At 66.9% G+C, this 17,853-nt stretch carries 16 protein-coding genes and 2 pseudogenes; 7 read left to right on the top strand and 11 right to left on the bottom strand.

What is annotated here, in order from left to right:
- Positions 1-5: 5 nt before the first annotated feature.
- From L6444_RS00915 to L6444_RS00905, 3 genes are read left to right on the top strand one after another with little or no spacing between them, the layout of a single operon-like run.
- On the top strand, positions 6-422 hold the full coding sequence (locus tag L6444_RS00915) for a DUF5313 domain-containing protein (RefSeq protein WP_236979665.1): 417 nt from the start codon (positions 6-8) through the stop codon (positions 420-422).
- A 20-nt stretch (positions 423-442) separates the two neighbouring features.
- A complete protein-coding gene (locus tag L6444_RS00910) occupies positions 443-943 on the top strand; it encodes a MarR family winged helix-turn-helix transcriptional regulator (RefSeq protein WP_236979663.1) in 501 nt (166 codons plus the stop codon).
- 22 nt (positions 944-965) lie between these two features.
- Entirely contained in the window at positions 966-3,161 is a 2,196-nt protein-coding gene (locus L6444_RS00905; protein WP_236979661.1) for a molybdopterin-containing oxidoreductase family protein, read from the top strand.
- Here L6444_RS00905 and L6444_RS00900 read toward each other — a convergent pair.
- The 3 genes and pseudogenes from L6444_RS00900 to L6444_RS00890 all read right to left on the bottom strand — a co-directional run bounded on the left by L6444_RS00900 (position 3,158) and on the right by L6444_RS00890 (position 7,820).
- Positions 3,158-4,644 (bottom strand): annotated as a pseudogene (locus L6444_RS00900) (FAD-dependent monooxygenase). The gene L6444_RS00905 and the pseudogene L6444_RS00900 overlap by 4 nt on opposite strands.
- A 109-nt stretch (positions 4,645-4,753) precedes the next feature.
- Positions 4,754-5,998 (bottom strand): annotated as a pseudogene (locus tag L6444_RS00895) (DNA polymerase); the annotation flags it as partial.
- Positions 5,999-6,023: 25 nt separating this feature from the next.
- Complete coding sequence (locus L6444_RS00890; RefSeq protein ID WP_236979657.1) at positions 6,024-7,820, bottom strand: acyl-CoA dehydrogenase; 1,797 nt, start codon at positions 7,818-7,820, stop codon at positions 6,024-6,026.
- Positions 7,821-7,955: 135 nt separating this feature from the next.
- Here L6444_RS00890 and L6444_RS00885 point away from each other — a divergent pair, with 135 nt between their 5' ends.
- Entirely contained in the window at positions 7,956-8,855 is a 900-nt protein-coding gene (locus tag L6444_RS00885) for a class I SAM-dependent methyltransferase (protein WP_236979656.1), read from the top strand.
- A 20-nt stretch (positions 8,856-8,875) separates the two neighbouring features.
- On the opposite strand, the gene L6444_RS00880 is transcribed toward L6444_RS00885, so the two are convergent.
- Positions 8,876-9,577 carry a Crp/Fnr family transcriptional regulator gene (locus L6444_RS00880; RefSeq protein ID WP_236979654.1) on the bottom strand — a complete coding sequence of 234 codons (702 nt, stop codon included), beginning with the start codon at positions 9,575-9,577 and terminating at the stop codon, positions 8,876-8,878.
- 233 nt (positions 9,578-9,810) lie between these two features.
- On the opposite strand from L6444_RS00880, the gene L6444_RS00875 reads away from it, so the two are divergent.
- Together L6444_RS00875 and L6444_RS00870 are read left to right on the top strand one after the other, a co-directional pair.
- Positions 9,811-10,206: a Zn-ribbon domain-containing OB-fold protein gene (locus tag L6444_RS00875; protein WP_236979652.1), complete on the top strand. Its 396-nt coding sequence runs from the start codon at positions 9,811-9,813 to the stop codon at positions 10,204-10,206.
- Between the two features lie 27 nt (positions 10,207-10,233).
- Positions 10,234-11,445: a thiolase family protein gene (locus L6444_RS00870; protein WP_236979644.1), complete on the top strand. Its 1,212-nt coding sequence runs from the start codon at positions 10,234-10,236 to the stop codon at positions 11,443-11,445.
- A 41-nt stretch (positions 11,446-11,486) separates the two neighbouring features.
- On the opposite strand, the gene L6444_RS00865 is transcribed toward L6444_RS00870, so the two are convergent.
- The gene (locus tag L6444_RS00865; protein ID WP_236979642.1) at positions 11,487-11,945 is read right to left on the bottom strand and encodes a hypothetical protein; all 459 of its coding nucleotides are present in this window, start codon (positions 11,943-11,945) and stop codon (positions 11,487-11,489) included.
- Between the two features lie 206 nt (positions 11,946-12,151).
- Here L6444_RS00865 and L6444_RS00860 point away from each other — a divergent pair, with 206 nt between their 5' ends.
- Positions 12,152-12,355, top strand: a complete 204-nt coding sequence (locus L6444_RS00860) for an SHOCT domain-containing protein (RefSeq protein ID WP_236979640.1) — start codon at positions 12,152-12,154, stop codon at positions 12,353-12,355.
- Positions 12,356-12,358: 3 nt separating this feature from the next.
- Here the strand turns inward: L6444_RS00860 and L6444_RS00855 are convergent, their stop codons facing one another.
- The 6 genes from L6444_RS00855 to L6444_RS00830 all read right to left on the bottom strand — a co-directional run bounded on the left by L6444_RS00855 (position 12,359) and on the right by L6444_RS00830 (position 17,816).
- Positions 12,359-13,114 (bottom strand): class I SAM-dependent methyltransferase, encoded by a 756-nt coding sequence (locus L6444_RS00855; protein WP_236979638.1) that lies wholly within the window; start codon positions 13,112-13,114, stop codon positions 12,359-12,361.
- Positions 13,111-14,100: a methylenetetrahydrofolate reductase C-terminal domain-containing protein gene (locus L6444_RS00850; protein WP_255731132.1), complete on the bottom strand. Its 990-nt coding sequence runs from the start codon at positions 14,098-14,100 to the stop codon at positions 13,111-13,113. Before L6444_RS00850 ends, L6444_RS00855 begins: the two co-directional genes overlap by 4 nt.
- 64 nt (positions 14,101-14,164) lie before the next feature.
- Entirely contained in the window at positions 14,165-15,130 is a 966-nt protein-coding gene (locus tag L6444_RS00845) for a 2-hydroxyacid dehydrogenase (RefSeq protein ID WP_236979629.1), read from the bottom strand.
- 14 nt (positions 15,131-15,144) lie between these two features.
- A complete protein-coding gene (locus L6444_RS00840; RefSeq protein WP_236979627.1) occupies positions 15,145-16,251 on the bottom strand; it encodes a metallophosphoesterase in 1,107 nt (368 codons plus the stop codon).
- A complete protein-coding gene (locus tag L6444_RS00835) occupies positions 16,244-17,089 on the bottom strand; it encodes an ABC transporter permease (RefSeq protein WP_236979625.1) in 846 nt (281 codons plus the stop codon). Before L6444_RS00835 ends, L6444_RS00840 begins: the two co-directional genes overlap by 8 nt.
- Complete coding sequence (locus L6444_RS00830; RefSeq protein WP_309297864.1) at positions 17,082-17,816, bottom strand: ABC transporter ATP-binding protein; 735 nt, start codon at positions 17,814-17,816, stop codon at positions 17,082-17,084. The genes L6444_RS00835 and L6444_RS00830 overlap by 8 nt, the downstream gene beginning before the upstream one ends.
- Positions 17,817-17,853 lie beyond the last annotated feature (37 nt).

The raw sequence follows: 17,853 nt of genomic DNA, 5'->3' as shown, positions 1-17,853 counted from the left end.
CGATCATGGCCTCCGCCCGCCCCAATTTCTGGCAATACCTCGGGTATTCATACGGGCGGGTGCTGCCCGACTCCATGGGGGATTGGGTGGCAAATGACCTGTCCGGCAAGGGTGCCGTTCGCCGTCACATGATCCGGATGGCGATTCCGCCGCTCTTCGTGCTCGCCCCGTTCTGGCTCCTGCCGGCGTCGCTGTACGTACACACGGAGATGACGGTCCCGATCTACATCTGGGCCCTGCTGATCGCATTCGCGTTGAACAAGGTGTGGCGGCGGCACCGGTTGCTCCAGCACGGACTCGACCCCAACCTGGTCGATGTGCTCAAGCGCGAGAAGGACGCTCGTATTCACGAGGACTACGTGCGACGCTACGGACCCCGACCGGAGTCGGCCGAGTGGCAGGCGAACAGCAGCCCGTTCTGACAGTGAGAAGGGCCACCCACATGGCTGCGAAAGTCGCCGACATCGACCCGCTGTCGCTGGAACGTCAGGTCTGCTTTGCGCTGGCGGTCACCAACCGCGCCGTCCTGGCGGTGTACCGACCGCTGCTCGAGCCGCTCGGCCTGACGCATCCGCAGTACCTGGTGATGCTCACGCTGTGGGACAACGCCAAGTCCGACGGAAACCCGCTGTCCGTCAAAGACATCGCGGCGCTGCTGCAGATGGACTCGGCCACCTTGTCGCCGATGCTCAAACGACTGCAGGCCCAAGGCCTGATCACTCGCACCCGCAGCGCTACCGACGAACGGGCCACCCAGGTGGAGCTGACCCGTCAGGGCCGCGAGCTGCGCCGGCAGGCGCTGCACGTTCCGGCGGCCGTCGTCGAACGCCTCGGCGTCGAACTCACCGAACTCGACCACCTGCGTGAGGTTCTCGTCGAGATCAACGCGGCCGCGCTGGCCGCCGGGGCGCTGGACCCGGCGGGACCAGCGGAAATACTGTAATACATACAGTACGATTCCGAGGATGGCTGGCCAGGGCGTCCACAAACCCACGTTCTGCCGCATCTGCGAACCCTTGTGCGGCATGGTGGCCACGGTCGAGGACGGCAAGCTGGTGTCGCTGCGACCCGACAAACAGCATCCGTTGTCCGCCGGCTTCGCCTGCCAGAAGGGCATCGCCTTTACCGAAGTCGTCAACGACCCCGACCGCGTGCAGACCCCGTTACGCCGCACCGCTTCCGGCTTCGAGCCGGTGACATGGGAGACCGCGCTGGACGACATCGCCGCCCGGGTGGCAGCGATCCACCGCCGGCATGGTTCCGGGGCGTTCGGGTGGTACCTGGGCAATCCGGCCGCGTTCAGCTACTCGCATCTGTTCGGGGCGATGTCGTTCATCAAGGGCATCGGCCGGCACAGCCACTTCTTCACCTCGTCGTCGCAGGACACCAGCAGCCGGCTCATCGCCAGCCAGTTGCTCTACGGATCGCCGATGTCGGTGCCGATCCCCGACTTGACGCGCACCGATCTGCTGGTCCTGATGGGCGCGAATCCCATTGTGTCGCATGGTAGTTTCCTGACCGCGCCGCGCATCAATGACCGCTTGCACGACATCGTCAAGCGCGGTGGTCGGGTGATCGTGGTCGACCCTCGCCGCTCGGAGACCGCGGCGCAGTTCGAATGGTTGGGGATCGTTCCGGATTCCGACGCGTACCTGTTGCTGTCCCTGCTGCAGGTGATGTTCACCGAAGGACTGGCCGACGACGTCGCCACTCGGGCCGACGGCGTCGACTGGTTGCGGGCGCAAGCTGCGCCGTTCACCCCCGAACAAACTGAGTCCCGCACCGGAATCCCTCCCGCGACGGTGCGAAACCTGGCCAGGACACTGGCGAACACACCGCGGGCTGCGTTGTACGGGCGCCTGGGCACCTGCGTGGGCCGGCAGGGCACGCTCACTACCTACCTCATCGATGCGGTCAACCTGATCGCCGGCAACCTCGACCGTCCCGGCGGCAGCGTCTTCGGCACCCTGGGCATGCCGGGACAAAAGTGGGGCCTGAAGCTGATGGGCTGGTCGCTGCGGCGTTCCTACCAGCGCAACCGCACCCGTGTCGGCGGGTTCGGCACTGCAATCGGGGCGGAACCGGCTGCGCTGATGGCCAAGGAAATTACTACTCCCGGCACGCGGCAGATCCGCGCGCTGTTCGTCGGAGCGGGTAACCCGGTGTTGTCGGTGCCCAACGGCGACGAACTGGAGCGCGCGGTCGACGAGCTGGATTTGATGGTCGGCCTCGATTTGTACGTCAACGAGACGACCGCACACTGTGACTACGTTCTGCCCGTCACCACCATGTACGAGCGCGACGACTTCGCCCTCACCTTCCAGACGTTCCAGGCCACACCGTTTCGCCAAGTCACCGAGGCGGTAGTCGAACCGGTGGGTCAGGCCCGTACCGAATGGGACATCATCACCGACCTGATCAGCCGGATACCGGCCCGCACCCCCGCCTTCGCCGCACTGTCCACGCTGCGGCGCACGCTGGCCGCCGTGGGCAGGCAGATGCAGCCACGACCGGTTGTCGACATGATGATTCGGATGTCCGAAGGCGGGAACAGGTTCGGCCTTCGCCGCAGTGGCCTGACTTTCCGGCGCCTCGCCGAGCGGCATCCCCACGGGGTGGTCGTGGCACCGCACCTGCGCACCGGCGTGCTCAACGAGGTGGTGGCATACGGTAACGGCCGAATACGTCTGCACCACAACGACGTCGAATCCGAGCTGGTCGCGATGTCGCGGCGTACCTGGTCGCCGGACTACCCGCTGCGGCTCATCGGGATGCGCGAATCCCGCTCGGAGAATTCGTGGCTGCACAACTCGCCACTGCTGATGCGCGGCAACCGGTCTCAGCGGGCGCTCATGCACGCCGACGACGCGGCGCGGCGGGGGATCGGCGAGGGCGACACCGTGACGGTGCGTTCGCCTTTCGGGCAGATCGCCATCGCGGTCACCGTGACCACCGACCTCGTCCCCGGCACCGTCGCCGTGCCCCACGGCTGGGGCCACAAGGGCACCGGCAGCTGGCAATTGGCCAACCGGGCCGGCGGTGCCAACGTCAACCAACTGACGTCCAGCAACCCCGCGGACCTCGAGGCACTGGCCGGCATGTCCTGGCTGACCGGGGTGCCCGTCGAGGTCGCGGTGCTCGATCAGATGGGCGCCGGTTAGCCCGTCCCGAACCAACGGCTGACTGCGGCCACCAGACCGCGATCGGAGCCCATACCCACCCAGGCGACGTGTCCGTCGGGACGGATCAGTACGGCGGTGGGTGACTCGACCCTGCCGAGCACCGGAAGTTCGCAATTTACATCGCTTTTCGCGTGTACCAGCCGCACGCGATGCGACGCTTGGCCGACCTCGCCCGGGTCGCCCAGGTTGAGCAGGACCGGCCGCGCGTCGTGTAGCAGCGTGAAGAGCCGCGTTCGGCCGCCGCCGGTGCGCAATTCGAGGTCGGGCATGCGCCGGCCCAGCAGCGGGTGCCCCCTCGCCGAGGTCGTAGCGTATGTCGAGTCCTGACATCATCGCGCCGAATTGTTTGCGGGCCTGGTCGATTGAGAGCAGGTCGGACACGGTGTCGTACACGGCGCGGGTGCGGTCGTCTTGGCGTAGCAATGCCATCTGCGCCACCGCGTTGCGCAGCACCCGCGCCGCTACCGGATGCCGTTCGCTGTGATAGGTATCCAGCAGCGTATCGGAGGCCACCCCCGTTGACCACCTGGGCCAGCTTCCAGCCCAGGTTCACGGCGTCCTGCAGACCAGTGTTGAGGCCCTGCCCGCCGATCGGATGGTGCACGTGCGCGGCGTCTCCGGCCAACAGAATTCGCTCGTCGCGGTATGCCGCAGCCTGCCGGGCCAGGTCGCTGAATCTGGAAATCCAACGGATGCTGTGGATTCCGTAATCTGAGCCGAACACCGCCACCAGGCCCTCGCGCAGGTCAGCAAGGGTCGGCCCGGAGGAAGCACCGATCCTGGGCTCCGTCACCATGATCCGCGCGGGTCCCGCGTCGCCGGTGCGGCTCAACGCGTGGATGCCCAGCGCGTCGCGGTGGATACCCCACGGCGGTTGGGCACCAGGGGCCAGCTCGGCCTCGGCGATCAGGTAGCTCGTCGTCGGGTCCCAACCCGGAAACTCGATTCCGGCGGCGCGGCGAATCGCACTGCGACCGCCATCGCACCCTACGACGTACTGCGCACGCAGCATGGTTCCATCGCATAGTCGAACGTCGACCCCGGTGCCGTGCTGGGCGACACCGGTCACGTCGCTGCCACGCCGGATCGGTACCGCGAGCTCATCCACCCATTCGGCGAGGATGCGCTCGATCTCCCGCTGCCACAATGCAAGCCCATACGGATGCGGAGTTGGTAAATCGCCGATTTCCAGGCGAATCTGCGCGTACCCAGCCAGTTGGGATACCTGGCCGACGCTGAGAAACCGGTCGACGATGCCGCGCTGATCCAGGATCTCCAAGCTGCGCGAATGCAAGCCGCCCGCCCGCGATTCAACCAACTCCTGGTTTGCACGTCGTTCGACAACGGCGACATCCACACCGGCCAATGCCAGTTCACCGGCCAGCATCAGCCCGGTCGGACCCGCTCCGACAATGATCACCGCGTGGTCGCACGCTCGACCCCGGTGCTGCCAAACTCGCATTCTTCAACCCCCCGGTTGCTTCAGTTCTGCTCTCGGCCAGCGAGTTTGCATTATCAACCGGGTCTTGCCGCAAGCCCCCACCTGCGGTATAGGTTGAAAGTGCGGGGGATTACCTCGCCAACCTGCCGGAATCAGCGGCGGCCCAGGTCAATCCGCATCCGATCGAAACATCAAGCGGCGCATCGAAAGAGTACGACCCGGCCAGACATTCGCGGACATGCTCGGTCAGTGCGTCACGCTCGCCGTCGGCGACCTCGAAGACCAGTGTTTGGTCCACCTGCAGCAGCAGGCGGGAACTCAGGCCCATGGCGGTGAGCGCCTCGTCGATGTCGACCATCGCGGTGTTGACGATGTCGGCCGCGCTGCCCTGGACGACCATCGCCAGCGCGTCGCGTTCGGCGGCCTGCCGTGCCGCGGGGTCGCGGCTGTTTAGGTCGGGCAGGTAGCGCCTGCGGCCCAGTAGCGTGGCGGCGTAACCCGCCTCGCGCGCCTGGTCGGCCTGATCGTCCGCACCCCCGCTCAGCTGGCCGATGATGCGGCTCTCGAGTTCGCGGTAGCCGGCGCTCATCAGTTCGGCATACCCGGGTCCGGGTACCAACGCCTCGCGGGTGACGGCGCGCAGGTCGGGGTCGGTCGACGTGACGGCGCCGGTGACCGTGCCGGTCTGATCGAACGTGGCATGGATACGACCATCGGGGGCAACCGAATTCGGCGGCATGGCCGCTGCGCCGCGGGCCAGCGAGGCGTGATCCACCGCGATGCCGGTGCGCTCCATACCGGCCAGTACCCGCTGTACCGGCAGTGCGACCCGGCCCAGCAGTGCGGACGAGTCGATACGCGCCAACTCCTCGTCCAGCACGTCGGCGAGGTCGAGCACGGCGCAGGTCCGCAGGATCAACGCCTCGGGCGGGCCGGCATCCGAACGGTCCGGTTCGGCCGCCGCGGCGGGCAAGGCGCAGCGCATGTGGCGCATCAGCAGGTCGTTGAGCGCCGGGCCACGGCGCTCCGGATGGAGCAGGTGCGCCGCCAGCATGGTGTCCGAGGTGACACCGCGCAGCGTCCACCCGCGGCCGGCCAGCGCGTGCATCGCCGCCTTGACGTCGTGCACGGCCTTCGGTGGCCCCAGATCGGCCAGCCACGACGACAGCGCTGCCTCGTCATCGGGGGTCAGCGTGCTGACCTCGATGTAGCGGCCCTCGCCGTCGGCGGCGACGATCGCCAGCGCGACGGCTTCAGAGTCGTGGTTCGGCGTGCTGCCCAGCACATCCAGGCCGAATCGATTACCCAGACTGTGTTCGGACAGCCAAGCGGCGAGTTCGCCGGCGCGCAGCTCGCGGCCGCGTACGTCGAATCCGTTCGACATGCTGCTCATCCTGACCTCAGAACCAGGCGTCCCGCATCTCCAGCGTGGTGCGATCCAGACTGGCCAGCAGGTCCAGTTGCGGCCCGGTTCTGGGCAATTCGTAGCGGAAGAAGTAGCGGGCCGCCTGCCGCTTGCCTTCGTAGAAGTCGCCGTCACGACCGTGCGCGGCAACCAGCTGTTCGAGCCAGGTCCAGGCGATGACGAGATGCCCGAAGGCTTCGAGGTAGACCGCACTGTTGGCCAGGGCCGCTTCCACATCGCCCGCTGCGAACATCGACGCGGTGACGTCCACCAGGCGCTGCCAGGCCCGGTCGAGTTGCGTCGCCAGGTCGGCCGCCTCGCCGGCCAGCGCGGCCGCGCTGGCCACCGTCGCGGAAACGACCTTCGTCAGCTCCACCAGACTGGCGCCGCCGTGCTGAGTTACCTTGCGGCCCAGTAGGTCCAGGCTCTGAATGCCGTGGGTGCCTTCGTGGATCGGGTTGAGGCGGTTGTCCCGGTAGTGCTGCTCTACGTCGTACTCGCGGGTGTATCCGTACCCGCCGTGTACCTGGATCGCCAGGTTGTTGGCTTCCAGGCACCACTGTGAGGGCCAACTCTTGGCCACCGGGGTCAGGATGTCCAGCAGCAGCCCCGCAGCTTCGGACTCGGCCCCCGATTCCGGGCTGGCCTGCACGTCTACCAGGCGGGCACAGTAGAGTGCCAGCGCGAGCGCCCCTTCCACATAAGACTTCTGCGCCAACAACATTCGTTTGACATCGGGATGATCGATGATCGGCACCTGCGGCAGTGCCGGGTCCTTCGCGGTCACCGGCCGGCCCTGTGGACGCTCCCGCGCGTACCGCAGCGCCTTCAGATACCCGGTGTAACCCAGGGCGATCGCACCCAGCCCGACGCCGAGCCGTGCCTCGTTCATCATGTGGAACATGTAGGTCAAGCCGCGATGTTCTTGCCCGACAAGGTAACCCACTGCTCCCGGTCGACCGCCGGGTTGATGACGGCCCTCGCCGAAGTTCAGCGCGGTGTTGGTGATGCCGCGAAAGCCCATCTTGTGGTTCAGTCCGGCGAGTACGACGTCGTTGCGCTCACCGACCGAACCATCTTCGCCGACAAGGAATTTCGGAACGATGAACAACGAGATTCCTCGGGTCCCGGGTGGTGCACCGGCAATCTTGGCCAACACCAGATGCACGATGTTCTCCGAGAGTTCGTGATCTCCACCGGAGATCCACATCTTGGCGCCGAACAGGCGATAGCTGCCGTCGTCCTGCGGTTCGGCGCGGGTGGTGATGTCGGCCAGCGACGAACCCGCCTGCGGCTCGGACAGACACATGGTTCCGGTGAAGCGGCCGGTCAGCGTCGGCTTGACGAACCGCTCGATCTGGTCCGCGGTGCCGTAGTGCGCCAACAGGTTCGCGTTGGCCAGGCTGAGCAGCACGTACCCGGCCGTCGCCACGTTCGCCGCGTGAAAGAACGCCAGCCCGGCCCCGGCGACGACCGTCGGCAGCTGCCATCCGTCCAGCGCATGATCCATGCTCATGGCCAGCAGGTCGGCCTTGGCGAAGGCCTCCAGCGCCTGCTGCACCTCGGGTATGACGGTGACCCGTTCGCCGTCGAACGTGGGCTCGTTGGCGTCGTTCTTCTTGTTGTGCGGCGCGAAGTAGCGGGTCGCCAGGTCTTCGCAGAGGTCGAGCAGCGCGTCGAACGTCTGCGGGGAATGCTCGGTGAAGCGGTCCCGGGTGGTCAGGTTCTCCACTGCCAGCCATTCGAAGAGCAGGAACTCGAGATCGCGCCGGGACAACAGATTGGACGTCACTGCAAGCCTTCCCTGTGTGCCTTGTCTACCTGACCACCTTGGCACCAGACCACGCGCCGGCGCACACCGGCGTAGGGTGGAAAGAGAAGTTAAATGAGCTAACTAAGCGGTACTGTCCGCGAGAGGGGTGGGATCATGGCCCGAACTGACAACGACACCTGGGATCTGGCATCGAGCGTGGGCGCCACCGCGACGGCGGTCGCCGCATCGCGTGCCATCGCATCGCAGGGCCCACAGCCACTGCTGAACGACCCGTGGGCTGCCCCGCTGGTGCGCGCGGTAGGCGTCGACACGTTCGTCAAGCTTGTCGACGGAGAGATCGACGGCGCCGACGATCCGCTGCTGAATCGGACGGCGATAACCGAACAGATCACCGTCCGCACCCGGTTTTTCGACGACTTCTTCATCGAGGCGACCCAGGCCGGAGTCCGGCAGGTGGTGATCCTGGCCTCCGGCCTGGATACGCGAGCCTATCGACTGCCGTGGCCGGCCGGCACCGCCGTGTACGAGATCGACCAGCCCGAGGTCGTCGAATTCAAGACCCGCACGCTGGCCGACCTCGGTGCGGAACCCGCCGCGCTGCGCACCACGGTGGCGATCGATCTGCGCGAAGACTGGCCGTCGGCCTTGCGGGAAGCGGGATTCGACACCGGCCGGCCGACGGCTTGGATCGCCGAGGGCCTGCTGGTCTATCTGCCCGCCGAGGCGCAGGATCGCTTGTTCGACAACGTTTCCGCGTTGTCGGCGCCCGGCAGCCGGCTGGCAACCGAGCACATGGACTTCAGCCGGATCGCGCCGAACTGGGCCGATAAGCTCACCGAGCGCTCGCGGCGGATCGGCTCGAACATCGATCTGGCCTCGCTGTTCTACACCGGTGACCGCAACACGGCCGCCGACTACCTCACCGGGCACGGCTGGCGGGTGACTGTCAAAACCACCGAACAGGCTTATGCCGCAGAGGGTTTCACGGTTCCCGACGACGATCTTGCGTCATTCGGCGAGGCTTCGGGCTACCTGACGGCGGTCAAGACTTAACGGCGCTCGCCCGGTTCGCCTCAAGCACCGCGCACCGGCGAGACGGTGCTGCTCGCCCGGGCGGCCAGTTGCTCGAAATCGTGGATCAGGACGGACTTGCTCTCGATCGTGATCCAACCCGACTCGACGAAATCCGTCAGGGCCTTGTTCGCCGTCTCGCGTGATGTGCCGGCCAGCTGGGCGATCTCCTCCTGGGACAGCCCGTGGTCGACCCGCCAGGAAGTTCCGGCGCGGACACCGAATCGCTTTGTCAGCAACAGCAATTGCTGCGCCACCCGCCCCGGTACGTCGTTGAAGACCAGATCCGAGACGATATCGTTGGTTCGCCGTATCCGGCGGGCCAGCAGTCGCAGCAGTTGGTCGGCGATCTCCGGACGCTCCCCGACCCACGCCCGTAGCGTGTCGCCCGCCATGACGACGGCGCGCACCCGGGTCAGGGCTACGGCGGTGGAGGATCGCGGCGCCGGGTCGAAGATCGACAGTTCACCGAGCATGTCCGACGGGCCCAGCAGGGTGATGAGGGTCTGACGGCCGTCGCGGCCCTTGCAGCCGATCTTCACCTTGCCCTCGGCGATGATGTACAGGCAGTCGCCCGCCTGACCTTCCACGAAGATCGTCTGTCGCCGGGCGAACGTCACCCACGGCAGCGATTTGTCGAGTTCAGCCAGGACATCACGGTCGATCCCGTGGAAGACGCCGGCCCGTGCCACGTTGTCATCCATCCCCAGCCTCTCGCGTTCCGGTAAGCGTTCGGATCCCACGGATCGTCGCGACTGGTCCGCGCCACACACGCGATTCCCGCTGATTATACAGCATGACTAGACGCTTTATGCAATTCGTCCAGTCGCGTCGGAGTGGCGTCCCGGGGCGCCGGTATCGCTGGTCGCAACGATTTGTACGCTGCATTCGGGCGAATGACCGGCACGGTCGACCCGGGACGTTGACGGAGGTTTTCATGGCTACACAAATCCCGCTGGTCGACTATCTGGTGCTCGACGAGGGCGAGCCTCATCTCGTCGCACAGGAATGCGCCGGCTGTGGCGCCCGGTACTTCGACCGCCGCAATGCCTGCGCCGGCTGCTTCAAGAACGAGTTCAAGACCGTCCCGGTCGCAACCGAGGGCACGGTACGGACTTTCACCATCGTCACCTTCGCCGCCCCGGGGATCCCCACGCCCTTCGTCGCGTCCGTCGTGGACTGCGACGGGACGCAGGTCCGCGCCAACCTGGTGAACGTCGAACCCGATCCCCAGCATGTCCGCGACGGGATGAAGGTGCGCCTGACCACCTATCCGGTCGGCACCGATTCCGCGGGCACCGAGGCGATCGGCTTCGGGTTCGAGCCCGCATAGATCTCGACATCTGACGAAGGAGCGATGATGGGCGCCAGCGACGAAATCTGGATCCTCGGAATCACGATGACCAAGTTCGGAAAGCACCCGGATCTGGACACCGTCGACCTTGCGGCACAGGCCGCCACCGGGGCGCTCGCCGATGCCGGCCTGACCATGGCCGACATCGGCGTGCTGGCGGCCGGCAACCTGATGGCGGCCAACGCCGGGATCGGTCAACAGCTGCAGAAACAGATAGGCCAGACCGGCATCCCGGTGTACAACGTGGCCAACGCGTGCGCGACGGGGGCGACCGCGCTGCGGACCGCCATCATGGCCGTCAAAGCCGGCGAGGTCACCTACGGCATGGCCGTCGGCGTGGAGAAGCTCTCCGGCGCCGGCCTGCTCGGCGCGGGCGGGGCGAAAAAGGCAGACTCCGACGTTTGGGCGCCCAAGGGCCGTTATGGCGCGGTCGCACCCGTGGACGGGCGGATCGGCACCGAGGCGATGCCCGGGGTGTTCGCCCAGATCGGCACCGAGTACGGCCACAAGTACGGCGGCACCAGTTTCGAACTGTTCGCCAGGATCAGCGAGAAGAACCACGCCCACTCGACGCTGAATCCGCTTGCGGCATACCAGAAACGGTTCACCCTCGAGCAGATCATGAACGACGTGATGATCGCCTATCCGAACACCCGGGCGATGTGCTCGGCCAACTGCGACGGCGCCGCGGCCGCGATCGTGTGCAACGGGGAGACGCTGAAGTCGCTGTCGCTCGAACAGCGCCGCCGCGCGGTGAAGGTGTCCGCGTCGGTGCTGACCACCGACCCCTACGAACCGGGCTGCCAGGTGCTGCCCAACGTCAACACGCTGACCCGCAACGCCGCCAAAACCGCCTACGAACAGGCCGGTATCGGCCCCGAGGACTTGGACCTGGTGGAGTTGCACGACTGCTTCGCCACCGCCGAGCTGGTGCACTACGACAACCTGATGTTGTGCGAAGAGGGTGGCGCCGCAGCGTTTTTCGAGTCCGGCGCCACCTGGCGCGACGGCTCGACGCCGGTGAACGTCTCCGGTGGTCTGCAGTCCAAAGGTCACCCGATCGCGGCTACCGGTATCGCCAACATCTGGGAGGTTTGTCACCACCTGCGTGGTGAGGCCGGCGACCGCCAGATCGAGAACGCCAAGGTCGGACTGGCCCACGTGATCGGCCTCGGCTCGGCCTGCGGCGTCCATGTGCTGGAGAAATCAGCCGTCTGAGTTCGGTGGCGTGTGCGGTCAGCGAAATGGGTATCTAGGCTTCACAGCGAATCCCCGACCACGCACGAAGACGAAAGATTCACGATTATGCAGGCAACGGTCACCCCGGAAGCCGAAAGCGCCATCACCGAGATCGCCCAGCGCCACGGACTGTCCCGCGAAGCGGTGCTGGCCATGCTGTTCGCCATCCACACCGGCGGCGGCACCATGGCACAGTTCTCCATCCCCGAGCTCGGCGGGACCGGGCAGTGGATGCGGGGCGGGATGACGATGGTGGGCAACATGTTCGACAACGCGCTCAAAGCGCGCGTCGACGCGCTGTGCAACGAGCTGTCCCAGCTGATCGCCACCACCACCGTGTTTCGTGGCTCAGCCACGGGCGCCCAGGCCGGGTTCACCTCGTCGAACTGGTGGCCGGCGGACCTGGGCGTGCCCAGTTCGGCCGGCGGGCAGAACGACACCAGGTACGCGGTGTTCCCGAACACCAGGCGTCTGGCCATCCAAATCAACGGCGCGGTAAGGGTTTTCGACACTGGTGACCACCAGATCACCGGTGTGCAACAACAGCAGGGGCGTGGCACCGGCACGGTGCAGTTCACCAGCCAATTCGGCACCTTCGACGTGTCGAGTCTGCGTGAACTCGGTGCGCAGCAGGTGGCCGAGACGCCGACGGCTGCCCCCGCTGCCCCCGCCGCCCAGGCGGCCCATGCCGCCCCGGCGGCTCCCCGGCACGCCCCCCCGCCCCGGCGCCCCAAACCGCGCCACCGCAGCAGTCCCCGCGACCGCGTCGGGCACCGATCCCGGCGCCATCGTCGCGGCGATCGAATCCCTCGCCGGGCTGCACCAACGGGGAATCCTGTCCGACGAGGAGTTCGCCGCGAAGAAAGCCGAACTGCTCGGTCGGCTGTGACACTCACCGGCGACGCAGCACCAGCAGTTCGCCGGTCAGGGACCCGTCTTCGAGCAGCCCGCCGATCGCCGAGCTCTGCCGCTCGGCGAGCTGCCACGCTTCGGTATGCCCGTACCGCTCGCCGAGCACACTGGTGACGGTGTCGACGCGGTCGTTCCAGCCGTCGGGAATGGCGGGCAGGTCCGCCGTGGTCAGCCATTGCTCGATGCGCAGCGAAGCGTTGTCGGCGAGTTCGCGCAGCCGGTCTGCGGTCGGAAAGTAGTTGCCGTCGAGTTGCCCATCCGGCAATTCCCGGCGGGCGACGAAGGTGAGCAATCCAATCGGCCCGGCCGGCCGGACCACGCGGCGCAACTCGACGAGGAAATCGAGTTGATCGGCCGTCGTACACAGCACCCCCAGCGACCAGGCGGCATCCACGCTCGAGTCGGCCATCGGCAGCGCCGATCCGGAGGCGCGCACCACCGGGTAGCCGAACAGCCGCTTGGCCGCGCGGCAGGCTCCGGCTTCCGGTTCGACGAGCACGGGGCGCAGCGAGCGGGCACGCGCGGCGTAGGCCGCGGGTCCTCCCACCCCCGCGCCGGAGTCCAGCAGCATCCCGTCCGCAGGCAGCCGCATGTGCTCGAGCAGCCAATTTAGTGCGGCGGGACTCCCGCTTCCCCGGCAACCCGCGGGCACGTAGTGGTCGGGTCCGAGATCCACCGCCACCTGCGCTGTCCATTCCGCGACCGTGTCGAACTCGGCCGCCATCGCCTCGGTCACGCCACCTCCTCCCTGATTCGCCTGCCGACCTCCGCCTTGATCTCGGCGCCCACCCGGGCACCCGACGACGACGCCAACCCGGAAACGTTGACGCCCTCGACACCCTCGATGGCCAACAGTGCCCGCGCCTCCTCGACCGCGGCGGCGATTCCCGCGGCCACCGGATCGGCGGCGTTGAGCACCTGCCTGGTCACCGATTGGTCGAGCCGCAGGCCGGGCAGGCCTTCCAACACGGCCGCTGAAACGCTGTCGGTGAACACCGCCACGGCCGCGATCACTGGAATCGACAGCCCCGCCGAGCGGGCCGACTTCATGAACTCGGCGATCATGTCCGGGTACGGAACATGGTTGAGCACCGCCACGTCGGCTCCGGCCCGCTGCTTGTGCACCAGCCGGGCCGGTCGCTGCGGAACGGGCGGAGCCGTCGGCGTCTCGGGCACCGCGGCGATCATGCCGACCGAGGCGGCCAGCGCAACCAACCGCGGCCCGTCGAGATCGAATGTCTGGGTGACGTCCGGTCGTACGTCGTAGCCGCGTCCGTCGCCGGTCACGCACAGCACCGTGTCAACCCCGATGCTGCGCAACCCTTTCAGCTCCTGCTCGAGGACCACTCGGTTGCGATCGCGGCAGGACAAAGTGATCCACGGAGACACGCCGGCGTCGAGCAGCAAAGAGCCCATCAGGGTCGGCGGAAAATCCGGTTTGTTCTGATGCTCCCCGACCAGCACCGCGTCGCACGCGGGCGCCAGCAGCGCGGCGGTCGCGGCGATGTCGTCGCGATCGAACGGGGTGCAACTGAAATCGGTGAGAATCAACGGGGCACGCACCGCGTCCGCACGGCGTCGGGCGCGCGGCACCGGGCCCGTCCACGGCACCACGTCCTCGAATGCGCAGTCGCCAGCCCGCATTTCGCATTGGCCGTCGGGTCGCACGCCGCCGCAGGGTCCGAATGTCATTCGCTTCGGACAGTCCGCCGATATCGACATCTCGTCCCTCCGCGAATCCGTTCTCGCCCGGCGGGTACCCATAGATGGGCTCGGGCAAGCGTGCTCACCGACGTGGCGGTAGCACCGGCGTCACCAGCTCACCGGTTTCCAGGTAGCTGTCCAGGTTGCGGATTGCCAGCAGTGCCATCGCTTTCCGGGTCTCTGCGGTGGCGCTACCGATGTGCGGAAACAGCACCACGTTGTCCAAGTCGAGCAATTCGGGCGGCACGTTGGGTTCGTCGGCGAAGACGTCGAGTCCGGCGCCGGCCAGTCGGCCGCTGGTCAGCCGTTCCACCAACGCGTCCTCGTCGACGACGCTGCCGCGGGCGATGTTGACCAGGTAGCCCTCGGGGCCCAACGCGTCCAGGACGGCGCGGTCCACCAGGTTGCGGTTGCCGTGACCGCCGGTGGTGGCAACCACCAGCACGTCGGCCCACTGCGCCAACTGCGCCGGGGAATCGGCATACCGGTACGCCGACCCGTCGATCCGATGGCGATTGTGATACCCGATGGCGCAACCGAATCCGGCCAGCCTGGTCGCGATGGCCGAGCCGATACGGCCCAGGCCGAGGATTCCGATTCGGACCCCGCTGACGTCCCGCGCGTACGGGAAGGGGCCCTCGGCGGCCCAACGGCCCGCCCGCACGTACCGGTCGGCGGCACCGAACCGGCGCAGCGCCATCAGGATCAGGCCCAGCGCGGTATCGGCGACGGTGTCGGACAGCACGTCTGGGGTGTTGCTCACGCCGATGCCGAGGCGGCGAGCCGCCTCCAGATCGATGGCATCCACCCCGGCGCCGTTGTTGACGATCACCTCGAGATCGGGCAGCGCGGCCATGGTGTCGGCATCCAGGCCCGGGGGACCGGAAGTCAGCGCGACGCGAACGCCGGGGCCATGCTCGGCCAGATACGCGGCCCGGTGTTCTCCGCCGGGCAGCCTCACGATTTCATACCGTGCGGCCAACTCCGTTTCGAAGGTTCGCTCGAAGTCACCGACACCCAGGACGTCACGCAGCTTCCGTACCGGCACGGGTCAATCATGACTCAGCGCAGTGCACCTGCGACGGGTTCGGCGACGGGTCCGGCGAATTCGGTGCTGAGCGTGACGGTCTTCTCCGCCTTCGGATACCACCCCTGCGGAGCGTACTGGCTGGTGTGCAGATAGCACTGGATGCGCACCTCACGACTTCCGGGGACAAAGGTCAACCGTCTGCTCAACGGCAGCGTGGTGATCGGCATGTGGTGGCGGCTCAGCGAAGCCGCGTTGACAAACCAGGTCCCCCAACGCCGTTCGATGTGGGTCTTGCCACCGAAGTCGTCGTCGGGATTGGTATGGGTGTGTCCGGCGATCCATAACGCCACCCGGCCTGGGTGTTCGGCGAGAAAACGCTCGAACACCCCGGAATCCGGCCGGCTGTCAACCCAATACAGATACGAGGCCCCCTGTGGGGTGCCCTGCTCGAAAGGGCGGTGGTAGTGCTCGCGCCACCGTCCCTCGGGTCCCTTGCGCACTCCTTCCCATTCGCCGGACGCGACCGTGGTGTCCTTCAGGACGTAGTGGTGCACGGTGACGACGATCGCGTCGGGATTGGTCAGCACCATGCGCTTCCACCAACGGAACGTCTCGCCGCTGACCACGCCGCCGGGATTGCCGCCCAGAGTTCCGCGTCCAACGGTCTGGGTGGGTTCGTTGCGGTCGCTGAGCATCAGAAACAGCAGATTGCCGACGCGAAACGAGTAGTGCTGCCAGGCACCCTGGACGGGGTAGCGTCGCGCCCGCGGGTCGACCCCGGAAAATTCGGTGTGCTCGCCCAATGGATCCACCCATTTGCGCCACCACCAGGCTTCGGGTTCGTCGAGTCCGCTGCGGTCGTGGTTGCCGCACACACTGTAGATGTCCTCGCGGCGGTGGCGCCGCAGGACCGCGAACTGCCTGCGCAACTCCCGACCTTCGGCATCGTCGGGTAGCTGATGATGCGCCCCCGACATGTCACCGACGTCGATCGCGATGTCCCAGTCGAACGGCGGCCCACCTTCGTTGCCGCCGTACTCGGACTGCGAGATCGCCTCGGCCAAGCTCGCTCTGCCGTGGGCCTTGTCCGTTCCCACATGGGCATCGCCGAACGCCCAGATCCGGAATGGGTCAGCCATGCTCGGTCACCAGCAGTCCCCAGCGGCGACGGATCAGCCGGTCGGCGGCGCCGAAGGCGGAATCCATCACGATGCCGATCAGCAGGATGACGATCATGATTGCGATCGCCGCCGGCATGTCGGCCATGTTCTGGGCATTCTCCAGCAGCACGCCGATCGAGGCGGTGTTGCTCACCAGCACCACCAGCTCACCGGCCATCAGGCTGCGCCACGCGAATGCCCACCCTTGTCGAAGTCCGCTGACGAACATGGGCAGTGAGGCGGGCACGATCACGTGCCGGTACAGCGCGACGCCGGTCAGTTCCATCGTCTTGGCGGCACGCAGCAGCAACGGCGGGATGTGATCGGCGCCGGCCATCACGCCGATGGCGACCGAGGGGGCCGCGCCGATGACGATCACGAACAGGATCGCCGACGTGTTCAGCCCGAAGAAGATGATGGCGAAGGGGAACCACGCGATCGCGGGCATGGTCTGCAAGCCGGTGATGATCGGGCCGAGCGCGGCCCGCAGCAGACCATTTCGTGCAACCAGAGCTCCGGCAATTGCTCCGATCAGCAGGGCCAGGCCGAATCCGAGCAGCGCCCGGTTCAGCGTCGTCCAGACAGCCTGCCACAGCAGGGGTTCCTGCACCTGCTGGCACAGGTTCGCCACCACCGCCGCCGGGCCGGGAAGTACGACCGGCGATTTCCAGCCGCTGAGGTAAAGGATCTGCCACGTCACCAAAATCAGCGCGACGGCAAGCAATTTAGCGCGCAGCGACGACATCATTCCGCGAAACCAATTGCCCTGCAACGCGTACACCGCTGCGGCATGTCCACGCGTCATCGCGTCAACCATCGGAGCTTTCTCCTTCCTCGCGAAGCCGTGCGGTGATTCGTGCAGCGAGTTCGGCGACCGCTGCGGTGTTGATCTCGCGCGGTCGTGTCACCGGGACCTCGAACTCCGCCACAATGCGCCCCGGTCTTGCACTGAGCACCACCACCCGATCGGCCAGCCGCACCGCCTCCCGAACGTTGTGCGTGACGAAGACAACAGTCAGACCCCTTGCTGCGACAATGTGTTCGAGTTCCGCGTGCAGCCGGTCGCGGGTCAGCGCATCCAACGCTCCGAACGGCTCGTCCATCAAGAGCACATCCGCGTCCTGGGCCAGCGCGCGGGCCAGGGCAACGCGCTGCCGCATCCCGCCGGACAGTTGATGCGGTCGGCTCCTGGCGAAGTCGCTGAGCCCCACCGTCGCCAGCAGTTGCGCCACTCGTTGTTTACGTTGTGCGCGTGGCTGATTGCGCGCGCGCAACACCAGCTCGACATTGCCGGCCGCGGTCAGCCAGGGAAACAGCGCCGGTTCCTGAAACATCAGCGCCACCCGGCGCCCCCGGGTGGCGATCTGCCCGCCCGACGGCTGGTCCAGACCAGCGATCAGCGAAAGCAGGGTGCTCTTGCCGCAGCCGGATGCCCCGACGACACAGAGGAATTCGCCGCTGCGCACCAACAGTGAGATCCGATCGAGGGCCAGCGTCGCCGATGAACCCGTTCGGTATCCCTTGGTGACGTCGAGCAACTGCACGGCGGGCGGGGATGCGGACTCGACCACGGCCAGACCG

Origin of the sequence: Mycobacterium kiyosense (assembly GCA_021654635.1) — a bacterium.
Lineage (GTDB): Bacteria > Actinomycetota > Actinomycetes > Mycobacteriales > Mycobacteriaceae > Mycobacterium > Mycobacterium kiyosense.
The sequence above is the reverse complement of the archived record's forward strand: the minus strand, read 5'-3'. Positions and strand labels throughout refer to the sequence as shown.